13 protein-coding genes are annotated in these 12,672 nt (G+C 66.2%); 8 read left to right on the forward strand and 5 right to left on the reverse strand.

The annotated features are described in order from the left end of the window. Window positions 1–200 precede the first annotated feature (200 nt). Window positions 201–1,685, forward strand: coding sequence for a DegQ family serine endoprotease (locus tag Q7V45_RS20750; protein ID WP_304855605.1), 1,485 nt, complete (start codon window positions 201–203; stop codon window positions 1,683–1,685). 66 nt (window positions 1,686–1,751) lie between these two features. Here Q7V45_RS20750 and Q7V45_RS20755 read toward each other — a convergent pair whose 3' ends face one another. After that, the gene (locus Q7V45_RS20755) at window positions 1,752–2,756 is read right to left on the reverse strand and encodes an NADP-dependent oxidoreductase (protein WP_304855607.1); all 1,005 of its coding nucleotides are present in this window, start codon (window positions 2,754–2,756) and stop codon (window positions 1,752–1,754) included. Next, window positions 2,753–3,634 (reverse strand): phosphoserine phosphatase SerB, encoded by an 882-nt coding sequence (gene serB, locus Q7V45_RS20760; RefSeq protein WP_304855608.1) that lies wholly within the window; start codon window positions 3,632–3,634, stop codon window positions 2,753–2,755. Before serB ends, Q7V45_RS20755 begins: the two co-directional genes overlap by 4 nt. 50 nt (window positions 3,635–3,684) lie before the next feature. Between serB and miaA the strand changes: the two genes are divergently transcribed. The 3 genes from miaA (at window position 3,685) to ilvN (ending at window position 7,013) form a co-directional block, all read left to right on the forward strand. Next, window positions 3,685–4,620 (forward strand): tRNA (adenosine(37)-N6)-dimethylallyltransferase MiaA, encoded by a 936-nt coding sequence (miaA, locus tag Q7V45_RS20765; protein ID WP_304855610.1) that lies wholly within the window; start codon window positions 3,685–3,687, stop codon window positions 4,618–4,620. A 108-nt stretch (window positions 4,621–4,728) separates the two neighbouring features. Further along, a complete protein-coding gene (locus Q7V45_RS20770; RefSeq protein WP_304855613.1) occupies window positions 4,729–6,504 on the forward strand; it encodes an acetolactate synthase 3 large subunit in 1,776 nt (591 codons plus the stop codon). Next, window positions 6,501–7,013 carry an acetolactate synthase small subunit gene (gene ilvN / locus Q7V45_RS20775; protein WP_304855615.1) on the forward strand — a complete coding sequence of 171 codons (513 nt, stop codon included), beginning with the start codon at window positions 6,501–6,503 and terminating at the stop codon, window positions 7,011–7,013. Before Q7V45_RS20770 ends, ilvN begins: the two co-directional genes overlap by 4 nt. Before the next feature lie 299 nt (window positions 7,014–7,312). Here the strand turns inward: ilvN and Q7V45_RS20780 are convergent, their stop codons facing one another. The 3 genes from Q7V45_RS20780 to Q7V45_RS20790 all read right to left on the reverse strand — a co-directional run bounded on the left by Q7V45_RS20780 (window position 7,313) and on the right by Q7V45_RS20790 (window position 9,493). After that, window positions 7,313–7,759 carry a MarR family winged helix-turn-helix transcriptional regulator gene (locus tag Q7V45_RS20780; RefSeq protein WP_304855617.1) on the reverse strand — a complete coding sequence of 149 codons (447 nt, stop codon included), beginning with the start codon at window positions 7,757–7,759 and terminating at the stop codon, window positions 7,313–7,315. A gap of 88 nt (window positions 7,760–7,847) precedes the next feature. Further along, window positions 7,848–8,921: a TauD/TfdA family dioxygenase gene (locus Q7V45_RS20785; protein ID WP_304855618.1), complete on the reverse strand. Its 1,074-nt coding sequence runs from the start codon at window positions 8,919–8,921 to the stop codon at window positions 7,848–7,850. A gap of 92 nt (window positions 8,922–9,013) precedes the next feature. Then, complete coding sequence (locus Q7V45_RS20790; protein WP_304855619.1) at window positions 9,014–9,493, reverse strand: GNAT family N-acetyltransferase; 480 nt, start codon at window positions 9,491–9,493, stop codon at window positions 9,014–9,016. Between the two features lie 48 nt (window positions 9,494–9,541). Here Q7V45_RS20790 and Q7V45_RS20795 point away from each other — a divergent pair, with 48 nt between their 5' ends. The 4 genes from Q7V45_RS20795 to Q7V45_RS20810 are packed head-to-tail and all read left to right on the forward strand — an operon-like array spanning window position 9,542 to window position 12,594. Then, window positions 9,542–10,690, forward strand: coding sequence for an iron-containing alcohol dehydrogenase (locus Q7V45_RS20795; protein ID WP_304855621.1), 1,149 nt, complete (start codon window positions 9,542–9,544; stop codon window positions 10,688–10,690). A gap of 1 nt (window position 10,691) precedes the next feature. Continuing rightward, window positions 10,692–11,468, forward strand: coding sequence for an SDR family oxidoreductase (locus Q7V45_RS20800; protein WP_304855624.1), 777 nt, complete (start codon window positions 10,692–10,694; stop codon window positions 11,466–11,468). Window positions 11,469–11,502: 34 nt separating this feature from the next. Continuing rightward, on the forward strand, window positions 11,503–12,267 hold the full coding sequence (locus tag Q7V45_RS20805) for a sulfite exporter TauE/SafE family protein (RefSeq protein WP_304855625.1): 765 nt from the start codon (window positions 11,503–11,505) through the stop codon (window positions 12,265–12,267). Between the two features lie 36 nt (window positions 12,268–12,303). After that, window positions 12,304–12,594, forward strand: coding sequence for a hypothetical protein (locus Q7V45_RS20810; protein ID WP_304855627.1), 291 nt, complete (start codon window positions 12,304–12,306; stop codon window positions 12,592–12,594). Window positions 12,595–12,672: the final 78 nt, after the last annotated feature.

The raw sequence follows: 12,672 nt of genomic DNA on the forward strand, positions 1-12,672 counted from the left end.
GATCGTACCGAACCGGCGGCTGTGGCACTCCTGCCACGCCGCCGGTTTCTTTTTGGCCACGCGCCAAAAAACGCAGCAAATCCGGGCTCGATAACGACCTCTTTATTTGCGCCACAATCGGCCCGCAGTTAGAGAGAAGCTCTAACGCGCGGCGCCGGCCGTATCGACCGTTTGGCCTTGAGCGCCGTTGGAGGTCGGTCGTGATTCTAGCTGATTTTCAAGGCTATTTCAGAGGGGCCGCTCTCGCGGCCATTGCAGCTGTCGGGCTCGTCGCGACGGAGCCCGCCTGGGCGCGCCAGCCGACGGAGAGCTTCTCCGAACTGGTCGACAAGCTGATGCCGACCGTCGTCAACATCACGACCACGCAGAACGTGCCCCAGCAGGGACCGCGTCTGCGGGACATGCCGCAACTGCCGCCCGGCTCGCCCTTCGAGGAACTCTTCAAGGACTTCTTCGACAAGCGCGGCGGTGAGGAGCAGCAGAAGCGCCGCGGCACCTCGCTGGGCTCCGGCTTCGTGATCGATGGCGAAGGCTACATCGTCACCAACAACCACGTGATCCAGGGCGCCGAGGACATCACGGTCATCTTCCGTGACGACACCCAGCTCAAGGCCAAGCTGATCGGCTCCGACAGCCGCATCGACCTCGCGTTGCTCAAGGTCGAGCCGCCCAACAAGAAGCCGCTGCCCGCGGTCAAGTGGGGCGATTCCGACAAGGCGCGGGTCGGCGATTGGGTGATCGCCATCGGCAATCCGTTCGGCATGGGCCATTCGGTGACCGCCGGCATCATCTCGGCGCGCGGCCGTTCGCTGAACGATTCGCTCGACGACTATCTGCAGACGGACGCCGCCATCAACAAGGGCAACTCGGGCGGGCCGCTGTTCAACACCGAGGGCGAGGTCATCGGCGTCAACACCGCGATCTATTCGCCTTCGGGCACGAATGCGGGTCTTGCCTTCTCGATCCCGTCGAACCTCGTGAAGCAGGTCGCCGACCAGTTGCGCGAGTTCGGCAAGGTCAAGCGCGGCTGGATCGGCGTCAGCTACCAGAGCGTCACCGACGACATCGCCGATTCCTTCGGCCTCGATCGCGCCCGCGGCGTGCTGGTGGCCAATGTCACGGCCGACGGGCCGGCCGCCAAGGCGGGCCTGAAGCGCAACGACATCATCATTTCGTTCGCCGGACAGGACGTGCTCGACCTGCGCCGCTTCCCGAAGATCGTCGCCAATGCCCGCGTCGGCAACACCGTCGACGTCGTCGTCTGGCGCGGGGCCAAGGAAGTGCCCCTGAAACTCCGGGTCGGGGAGCAGGAGGAAGCCGAGAAGCAGAACACCTCGGCGCAGGGGGCGAAGAAGCCGAGCCCGCCCGACCAGCCTGTGACCTCCACGATCGAGCAGCTCGGCCTGACCCTGCAAAAGGTCACCGACCAGCTGCGCGAGCGCTATGGCCTGTCCGATCAGGTGAAGGGCGTGATCGTCACCAAGGTGGCGCCCAACAGCCCGGCGGCCGAGAAGCAGCTGCAGCCGGGCGACGTCATCCTCGAGGTCGACCAGAAGCCGGTGACGACGCCGCAGGAAGTCATCGATCTCGTGACCAAGCTGCAGCAGCAGAAGAAGCGTTCCGTGCTTCTCTTCGTCGAACGCCAGGGCGACCCCCGCTTCGCGGCGCTCCGGCTGCAGAAGTAGCTTCCGACAGCCAAAGAAAAGGCCGCGCACCGCGCGGCCTTTTTTTGTTTCTGGGCGGGGTGAGGGTCAGCCGACCTTCACGACAAGCTTGCCGAAGTTCTCGCCCTTGAGCAGGCCCATGAAGGCCGCCGGTGCCTTCGCAAGGCCGTCGATCACCGTCTCGCGGCTCTTCAGCTTGCCGGAGGCCACGAGCCCGCCGACCTCGTTCACGAAGTCACCCATCAGGGCCACGTGGTCGGAGACGATGAAGCCCTGCAGGGTGAGGCGGCGCTGGACGATGGTGAACATCTTCTCGGGGCCGGCGATCGGCTTGGCGTCCTGGTATTCGGAAATGGCGCCGCAGAAGGCGACGCGGCCGAAATTGTTCAGGCGCGCGAAGACGGCGTGGAAGATCTTGCCGCCGACATTCTCGAAATCGGCATCGATGCCCTGCGGGCAGAGCTTGTCGAGCACCGCCCCGACATCGCGCTCGGTCTTGTGGTTGAAGCAGGCGTCGTAGCCCGCCTCGCGCACCGCCCACTGGCATTTCTGCTCGTCGCCGGCGCAACCCACGACGCGGGCGCCGGCGAGTTTGGCGAGCTGGCCCGCCACCTGCCCCACGGCGCCGGTCGCGGCGGAGACGAACACCGTCTCGCCGGCCTTGGGCTTGCAGATGTGCTTGATGCCGTACCAGGCGGTGAAGCTCGGCATGCCCAGCACGCCGAGATAGGCCGAGAGCGGCAGGCCGGCCGGGTCGATCTTGCGCAGGCCCTTGCCGTCATGGACCGTGTGCGTCGCCCAGTTCAGCATGCCCATCACGATGTCGCCTTTGGCGAAGCGCGGGTTCTTCGACTCGACCACCTCGCCGACCGAGCCGCCGGTCAGCGGCTTGTCGAGCTCGAAGGGCGGCGTGTAGGAGCGCAGCTCGGTCATGCGCGGCCGCATGTAGGGATCGAGCGACAGGAAGCGCTGGGCGATCAGGATCTGTCCGTCGATGAGGGCGGGCAGGGAAGCGGTCTCGGCGCGGAAACAGTCTGCGGTGACGTCGCCTTCGGGGCGTCTGGCGAGGACGATCTGCTGGATGTCGGTCATGGGTCTTTCCTCTCTTCGAAGTCGCTGCGGCGATAGCCCTGCAGGTAGAGCAGCGCGGTGAGATCGCCATGGTCGATGCGGGCCGGCACCTGGGCCGCCACCGCCGGCTTGGCATGGAAGGCGACGCCGAGGCCGGCGGCCTTCAGCATCGGCAGGTCGTTGGCGCCGTCGCCCACGCTTATCGCGTCCGCGTCGCCAAGGCCACGCTCTCCGGCCAGTCGCCGGAGGGTCGTGAGCTTCGCCTCCTTGCCGAGGATGGGGTGCGCCACCGTACCGGCCAGGGAGGCGCCGTCATGCTCCAGCACGTTGGCGGCATCGAAGTCGAAGCCCAGCGCCCGGCGCACCATCGCCGTGAAGTAGGTGAAGCCGCCCGACACCAGCGCGCAGTGGGCGCCGTGCTTCTGCAGGGTCGCGACCAGGGTGGCGCCGCCCGGCATGTAGCGGATGCGCGTGGCGGCCTCGTCGAGCCGGCCGACGGCCAGGCCCTTCAGCAGCCCGACCCGCTCCTCCAGCGCGCCCGCGAAATCGATCTCGCCGTTCATGGCGCGGGCCGTGATGCCCGCGATCTTCTCCCGCAGGCCCAGGAACTCGGCCAGCTCGTCCAGCATCTCGTTGTGGATCATGGTCGATTCCATGTCCGCGACGAGCAGCTTCTTGCGGCGTCCGTCCGTCGGCAGAACGACCGCGTCGATGCCTGGCAGGCTCACGGAGGCGGCAGTTCCCTCGAACGGCAGGTCGCAGGCGATGCCGGGGGCCAACCAGTCGGGAGCACCCACGGCGGCACCGGCTCCCTTCAGGGCTTCGGCGGCGGAGGCCACGGCCGCGTCGGTCACGGCGGGGCGGGCGGGATCGGAGATCAGGACCAGGACGTTTTTCACGCTCCCGGCTCTAGCGGCGGGGTCGCGGATTTGCAAACAGTGCGCCGCTCATGACATCGCAGGCCCAGACTCCCGTCATCGTCGTCACCGGACCGACCGCCAGCGGCAAGTCGGCGCTGGCGCTCGAACTCGCCGAACGTCGCGGCGGCACGGTGATCAATGCCGATGCGATGCAGACCTACGACGCCTTCCCGATCCTGACGGCGCAGCCGACGGAGGAGGAGCGGGGGCGGGCGCCGCACGCACTCTATGGCGTGCTGCCGTTCAGCGAGATCGTATCGGCCGCAAGCTGGCGCACGCTCGCGTCGGCCGAGATCGATCGGGCCCTGGCCGAGGGGCGGATTCCCATCCTGTGCGGCGGCTCGGGGCTCTATCTGCGCACCCTGATGCAGGGGATCGCCCCCATCCCGGACGCACCGCCCGAACTGCGCGAGCAGGCGAATGCCGACTGGGCCGCCCTGGGGGCGGAGGCCTTCCGTGCACGACTGGCGCAGCACGATCCCGCCATCGTCGGGCGGCTGAAGCCGGGGGACCGCCAGCGCCATGTGCGGGCCTGGGAGGTGTTCCGGGCGACCGGTCGGCCGCTGAGCCTGTGGCAGGCGGGGGAGGCCTCGGCGGCGCCCTGGCGGTTCGTCACGGTGCTGCTGTCGCCCGACCGCGGCTGGCTGCGGGAGCGGATCGAACGGCGGTTCGACGTGATGCTGGGGCAGGGCGTCGAAGCCGAGGTCCGGGCCGTCTTCGAGCGACATCCCGATCCGGCGTGGCCGGGTCTCAAGGCTCATGGCGCCCCGGAGTTCTTCCGCCATTTCCGGGGGGAATTGGCGCCCGGCGAGGTCCGACGGATCGCCATCGACCATACGCGGCAATACGCCAAACGCCAGATGACGTGGTTTCGGCACCAGATGACACCAGATCTGGTGCTGGATCCGAGGGCTGACCAGATTTTGGGCCAGATTGAGAAATATTTGGACAATCTGGACGTCTGAAACTTTGCGTTTCGATCTTTTTCCATTGACCGGCTCAAACCTCGCCACTATCTTCCGCCGCGCCGCAAAACCCCCGTTTTGCGGCACATTTGTCAGAAGGAGATCGCTGTGACGAAGTCCGAGGAGTCCGCCACGACTGGCGCCGATCTGTTGGTGAAAGCCCTGATCGACGAGGAAGTCGAGGTCGTCTTCGGCTATCCCGGCGGTGCCGTCCTCCCGATCTATGATTCGCTCTTCAAGCAGAACCGGCTGCGCCACATCCTGGTGCGCCACGAGCAGGCCGCCGTGCACGCTGCCGAGGGCTATGCCCGCTCGACCGGCAAGGTCGGCGTGGTGCTGGTGACCTCCGGTCCCGGCGCGACCAATGCCGTGACCGGCCTGACCGACGCGCTGATGGATTCGATCCCGATCGTCTGCCTGACGGGCCAGGTGCCGACCCACCTGATCGGCAACGACGCCTTCCAGGAAGCCGATACGACCGGCATCACGCGCCCCTGCACCAAGCACAATTATCTTGTGAAGGCGGTGAGCGACCTCGCGCGCACGGTCCACGAGGCCTTCTATGTGGCGCGCTCCGGCCGTCCGGGCCCGGTCGTCATCGACCTGCCCAAGGACGTGCTGATGAACAAGCACGAGTATACGGCGCCGCCCAAGGTCGCGATGACGCACAAGAGCTACCGGCCGCAGACCCAGCCCGATCCGAAGAAGATCGAGCAGGCGATCGAGATGATCGCCAAGGCGAAACGCCCGGTCTTCTACGCCGGCGGCGGCATCATCAATGCCGGGCCGAAGGCATCCAAGCTGCTGACGCAGTTCGTGCATCTCACGGGCTACCCGATCACCAACACGCTGATGGGCCTCGGCGCGTTTCCCGCGTCGGACAAGCAGTTCCTCGGCATGCTGGGCATGCACGGTACCTACGAAGCCAACCTGGCGATGCACGGCTGCGACGTGATGATCAACATCGGCGCACGCTTCGATGATCGCATCACCGGCAACCTGACGAAGTTCTCGCCGGGCTCGAAGAAGATCCACGTCGACATCGACCCGTCGTCGATCAACAAGAACGTCCGTGTCGACCTCGCCATCGTGGGCGATGCCGGCATCGTGCTGGAAGAGCTTCTGAAGGCCTGGAAGGCCAAGCAGCCCAAGGTCGACCAGAAGGCGCTGAAGGCGTGGTGGGCCGAGATCGACGGATGGCGCGGGCGCAACTGTCTCGCCTACACGCCGAGCAAGCAGGTGATCAAGCCGCAATACGCGCTGGAGCGGCTCTATCACCACATCAAGGACAAGGATCACTACATCACCACCGAGGTGGGCCAGCACCAGATGTGGGCGGCGCAGTTCCTGAAGTTCGAGCAGCCCAACCGCTGGATGACCTCGGGCGGCCTCGGCACCATGGGCTACGGCTTCCCGGCGGCGCTGGGCGTGCAGATCGCCCATCCCGAGGCGCTGGTCATCGACGTGGCCGGCGAGGCCTCGATCCTGATGAACATCCAGGAGCTCTCGACCGCCGCGCAGTACCGCCTGCCGGTGAAGATCTTCGTGCTCAACAACCACTACATGGGCATGGTCCGGCAGTGGCAGGAACTACTGCATGGCGGCCGCTACTCGGAGAGTTATTCGGAGTCGCTGCCCGACTTCGTGAAGGTCGCCGATGCGTTCGGCGCCAAGGGCCTGCGCTGCGACGATCCGGCCAAGCTCGACGACACGATCAAGGAGATGATCGAGCTGAAGCACCCGGTCATCGTCGACGTCATCGTCGACGAGAAGGAGAACTGCTTCCCGATGATCCCCTCGGGTGCAGCCCACAACGAGATGCTGCTGGGTCCCGACGACAAGCAGTCCGCTAAGGTGTCGGAAGAAGGCATGGTGCTGGTGTGAGCAAGGATTCCGCTATCGTCGCCCATACCATCTCCGTGCTGGTGGCCAACGAGCCGGGCATTCTCGCGCGCGTGGTCGGCCTGTTTTCCGGCCGCGGCTACAACATCGAGAGCCTGACCGTCGCGGAGACAAACGCGAAGGAAAGCCAGTCGCGCATCACCATCGTGACCAAGGGCACGCCGATGATCATCGAGCAGATCAAGGCGCAGCTCGATCGCCTGGTGCCGGTCTATCGCGTGCGCGATCTCACGGTCGAGGGCCCGCACATCGAGCGCGAGCTGGCGCTGGTGAAGGTGAAGGGCGTCGGCGAAAAGCGCGTCGAGGCGCTGCGCCTGGCCGACGTGTTCCGCGCCAAGGTGATCGACGCCAAGTCCGATTCCTTCGTCTTCGAGGTCACCGGCAACACCGACAAGGTGCAGACCTTCATCGGCCTGATGGAGTCGCTGGGCCTGGTCGACGTCGTCCGCACCGGCATCGTCGCCATGTCGCGCGGCGGCGAGGCGCTCTGATCGAGCTCTTCCCCATTCACATGCAGGAGTGTCCGGGGAAAGATTGAAGAGGTCCGGCAAATCGCCAGCAGCGGCAACGACACGTTACAATCCAGGGAGTGTCCGACTCAGGACCCCGAGTCTGGTCCAGCCGGCCCTTTTTGTACGCACTTTGTCATCCCGAGCGCAGCGAGGGACCTTTGTCGGTGGCTCTAAAGGTCCCTCGCTGCGCTCGGGATGACAATTTTCCCCTATCCGAAGTCGCGCGTCATTTTCCCCGGACAGCCCTGCTCGATGACGGGGATGTCCATGGGTCTGTCCTACTCGGTGGGGGTGGTCTTGAGACCGTGCCGACGCACGATGTCCCGGAGCGACTTCTCCAGGGCCGCGCGCTCGGAGGGTTTCAGGTGGCCGAAGAACTCCGCGTCGTTGCGGTCGGCCAGCGCCGAGAGTTTCGGCACCAGCGCTCGCCCCGCCGTCGTCAGCGACAGGGTCTGCTGGCGCCGGTCTTCGGTGGAAGCGGTGCGCTCGATGAGTTCCTTCGCGGCCAGCCGGTCGGAAAGCTTCGAAATGGCGCCCCGGGTCATGCCCAGCCGATCGGCCAGCGCGCTGGGCTGGATATCGTCGAGGTCAAAGAGTTCGCGCAGCACGACCCATTCGGCAACGGTCACGTCGCGCGCCTGCAGTTTGAGGCTGAAGGCATGCGAGACGTGGTTGGACACGAAGCGCAGCCAGTAGCCGAGATGGGTTTCGAGGTCGGAGGTCATTTGTTGACTAGGCAACTAAAGGTTGTTTGTTTCCTAGTCAACTATATTTCGCCGGGGGCGCCCCTCCAGTGGTCACTCCCGGCAATGATCAGAGTTCGACCTGGCGGATGCCGCCGCGGGGGCGGCCGGCTTCGATCTCCTGCCACAGGATCTCGTGGCCCTGGGGCAGGGGCCGGTTGTTCGGCATGGTGAGCCAGAGGCGCAGCAGCAGCCGGTCGTGGCCGGTCGCGGCGTCGTCCTCGAACGGCGTGCGGCCATGGTAGGTGACGTGGCTGTTGATGAGCTGCAGGTCGCCGGGCTCGAGGGTCATCTCGAAGCAGAGTTCCTCGGCGGTCTTCATCAGCACGTCGATCGCTTCGCGCTGAGCGTCGGTGAGCTTCGGCACGCCGGGCGCCATCTGCGCCGCTTCGATGAAGGTCAGCGAATAGTGCGAGGTGAACTTGCCGTCGCGCAGACCGAAGATCGGCAGCGGATAGGCGGTCTCGCGCGTCGTCGCCTCGCCGTCTTTCCTCGTGCCTTCCTCGCCGAAGCGGCTGCGCCAGTAATCCTGGAACAGCAGCTCGAGCAGATCAGGGCGGCGCTCCAGCATCGCGTTGTGGATGGCGGGTGTCGACGCCAGCTTGCTGACGCCGCCGGCGCGCGCCTGGCGCACGCACAGCAGGGTGACCACGTCGGTGCGGTCGGTGTGGAACCGCAGCGCGCCGTTGGTCAGCGTGCGGGCATAGGAAGAGAGGAAGGTCGAGCCCTTCTCGTCCCTGGTCTCGCCGTAGGTGCGGCCGACATGGGCGCCCTCGTCACGGATGGCACGCATCAGCTCGCCGCTGCGGTTCTGGAAGACCGGCGTGCCGACATGCGTGCCGATCGCGAAGTAGAGGCGCTTGAGGTCCTCCTCGCTGTAACGGTCGACCGGAATGCCGCGCAGCTTCACGATGCCGCTGCCATTCTCCAGCTCGTCGGCGATGTCGTCGAACAGCTCGTCGAGGGTCGGCAGGTGGAAATCTCCGCGGGCGATCTCCGACCATTCCATGCCCCGCAGGCCCTTGAGGGCGGCGTCGAGCTCTTCCACACCATCTTGCGTCAGCGTACGAATCCAGCGCGTGGAATTCCTGATGTCCTGGCCATGCCAGACGGAAGGACCGGTGAGGGGAGTGCGGCTGCTCATGGGCGTCACATTAGCAGACCGCGCCCCTGGTCGCTCAACTGTCAATCGGCCGCGTCGTTGGCGCGCGGGCTGGTAAAATTCCCGATCGCCGATCAGGGCAGCGGCTTGCGCATGTTGATCGAGGTCGGATGGTCGAAGCCCGGATGGGCCTCCCGCGACGTCTCGCGGTAGCCGAGCGCCTGGAACAGGCGCTGGTTGTCCGTGAGGACGACGCGCACGCCCAGTCGGATGCCGGCGAGGCCGCGACGGCGTGCCTCGGCTTCGACTGCGTCGATCAATCTCCGCGCCAGGCCCAGGCCGCGCGCCGGCGGCAGAACCGAGAGGCGTCCGAAATAGAGGTCGCCCTCCTTCTCCTCGACGAGCACGCAGCCCAGCATCTCGCCGTTCCGCTCCGCGACGATCGCCCCGGCGCCCCGGCTCAGTTCTTCGGCAATACCGTCGGCGGTCTCCCGGAAGGCACCGGATTCCGGGATGAGCTTGCCGCGATACTGTTCAAAGGAGGCTGCGATGACGGCGGCGATCGCGGCGGCATCACCGGTCGTGGCCTTGCGCAGGATTGGACTGTCGCTCATCCGCTTTTTCTCGCGTAGGCTCCGCGCAAAATCGAGAGGAATTCGCGGATGGCCCTGATCACCTACCTGACCCGTATCCAGTTCGACTTCGGCGCGCTCAAGTTGCTGGAGGCGGAGCTGCAGCTCATGGGCATGCGCCGTCCGCTGATCGTCACCGACAAGGGCGTCATCGCGGCAGGCCTGTGGGCCAAGGTCAAGGAACAGCTGCCCGGCAACATGCCGATCACGATCTACGACGAGACGCCGGAGAACCCGACGGAAGCGGCGATGCGCGACGCGCTCAAGATCTACAAGGAAGAGGGCTGCGACGGCATCATCGCCATCGGCGGCGGCTCGCCCATGGATCTCGCCAAGGCCGTCGCGCTGATGGCGACGCATCCCGGCCCGTCGCTGCAGGCCTATTCGTTCGTCGAGGGCGGAGCGGGCAAGATCACGGCGGCGGTGGCGCCCATGGTCGCGATCCCGACGACCTCCGGCACCGGCAGCGAAGTGAGCCGCGGCGGCGTCATCATCATGGATTCGGGCCGCAAGCTCGCCATCGGCAGTCCGTATTTGATTCCCCGGCTGGCGCTGATCGATCCAGAGCTGACGATGAGCCTGCCGCCGCATCTCACGGCCGGCACCGGCATGGACGCGCTCACGCACAATATCGAATGCTACCTCGCCAACGTCTTCAACCCGCCGGCCGACGCGATTGCGCTCGACGGGCTCGAGAAGGCGTGGAAGTACGTCGAGCGCGCGACGAAGGACGGGCAGGATCGCGAGGCGCGTTACAACATGGCGGTCGCCGCCATGGAGGGCGCCATGGTGTTCCAGAAGGGGCTGGGCGCCGTTCATGCGCTCTCGCATCCGACCGGCGGCCTCAAGGGCTACCGCCTGCATCACGGCACGCTGAACGCGATCTATCTTCCCGCCGTACTGCGCTTCAACGAGCCGGCGGTCGGCGACAAGTTCAAGCGCGTGGCGCAGGTGATGGGCCTGTCGGAAAGCGAAGCCAATGCCGAAGGCGTGGCCAACGCTGTGGCGGCGCTCAACGAACGGCTGGGCATTCCGAAGGGCCTGGGCGCGGCAGGCCTGGCGCAGGATACGATCGAGAAGATCGCCGAGGGCGCAATGGGCGACCATTGCCACCTCTCGACGCCGCGCCAGCCGACCAAGGCGCAGTACATCGACCTGATCGAACAATCGTGGGGCTGACATGAAGGTGAAGGGCAAGGTCTGCGTCGTCACCGGCGCGGCGGGCGGCATCGGCGAGGCGATCGCGCGGCGCTTTGCGAAGGAAGGCGCCAGGGGGCTCGTCGTGGCCGACAGGGATGCTGAACGGCTTGAGAAGGTCGCGAAGGACATCGGTGCCCTCGCGGTGGCGGGCGACATCGGCCAGGAGGCCGAGGTGAAGCGCCTGGTCGCCGAGACGGAGAAGAAGTACGGCGAGATCGACATCTTCTTCTCCAATGCCGGCATCGGTCGCGGCGGCCATGAGGATGCGACCGACAAGGACTGGGCCGATTCCTGGGCGATCCACGTCATGGCGCATGTCTATGCCGCGCGGGCGCTGGTGCCGCAGATGCTGAAGCGCGGCGAGGGCTATCTGCTCAACACCGCGAGCGCCGCCGGCCTGCTGGCCTCGATGGGCTCGGCGCCCTACGGCGTCACCAAGCACGCGGGCGTGGCGCTGGCCGAGCATCTTTCCATCCAGTACGGCGACCGCGGCATCAGGGTTTCGGTGCTCTGCCCGCAGGCCGTCGACACCAACATGCTGCGCATGGCCGGCGCGACGGCGGCTTCCGTCGACGGCGTGATCAACACCGACGCGGTGGCGCAGACGGTGATCGAAGCGATGGACGAGGAGCGCTTCCTGATCCTGCCGCATCCGGAGGTGAAGGAATACATGGTGCGCAAGCTCGACCGCGACCGCTGGCTGCGCGGCATGCGCCGCCTGCGCGACAAGACCGGCGAGGGACAGGCGAAGCGCTGACGGTCGTCAGGCCGTTTGGCGGTCGGTCCGCCGCATGATTCCTTACGTCCAGTCCCTGTTCGCCGAAACCGGCCTGTGGACCGCGCTTGGCGTCACGCTGGTCGCCGGCCTGATGCGCGGGTTCGCGGGCTTCGGCTCGGCCATGCTGATGGCGCCGATCTTCGCCATCCTGTTCGGCTCGGCCGAGATGGTGGTGACCGTGGTCGCCATCGAGCTGGTCGTTTCCCTGCAGCTCTTCCCGCAGGTCCGCCGGCACGCCGACTGGAAGGTGCTCACGCCGATGAGCATCGCGGCATGCCTCGCCATGCCGGCGGGTGTCTGGCTGCTGGCGAGCGTCGACAAGAACACGATCGTGACGGCGGTGTCGGCCGTGATCGTGGCCTTCGTTCTCCTGATGTGGACGGGCTGGAAATACACCGGCCGGCGCTCGACCGTCGCGACGGTGATCGTGGGCGGCGTCTCGGGCGCGATGATGGCGACGACCAGCGTCGGCGGACCGCCGGTGCTGCTCTATCTCCTGTCGGGCAACGATCCGCCGCAGGTCAACCGCGCCAACATCGTCACCTATTACTTCCTGACGCAGTTCCTGCTGATCGTGATCGTGCTGGCCACCGGGGTCGCCGGAGCCGACGCGCTGGTCCGTGCCGTCGTGCTGTTCCCGGTCATGGTGCTGGGGGCCTGGGCCGGCGGGCGGCTGTTTCACGGCCTGGCCAGCGAGCGGCTCTACCGCAATGTCGCCCTCGCGATCCTCTTCCTGACCGGCCTGTTCGGCCTGCTGAGGAACTGGCTGGTGAGCTGAGAGACGGTGTAGGATGCGCCATCCATGGAGATTTGCATGCGTATCTTGGCCGCTGGATTTGCCGTTCTCGTCCTGACCCTGGGCTTTTCGTCCGCCTCGCGCGCCGACGAACTCATGACTGAATGCATGGTGACGGCCTCCGAGAAGATGTGCCAGTGCATCATCGCACGCATCCCGGCCGACCAGCGCGCAAACGCGGTCCTCGGCCTGCGTAAGTCGAACCAGTCGGTGAGTGTGAGCGGGAACCTCCTCAACCCGTCGAACCTGTCGCCGCAGGAAATGCAGGGCCTGAACGCGGTCGTCGCGGCCCAAGCCTACTGCATGTAGCCTGCAGGTCTTCTGGCGTTCCGCAATCCTCTAGGCTTGCGGCGAACGCCGCGTTATCTTGCCACCCATAGAGGCGAT

It is taken from the genome of Reyranella sp. (assembly GCF_030651995.1).
In the GTDB taxonomy this organism is placed as follows: domain Bacteria; phylum Pseudomonadota; class Alphaproteobacteria; order Reyranellales; family Reyranellaceae; genus Reyranella.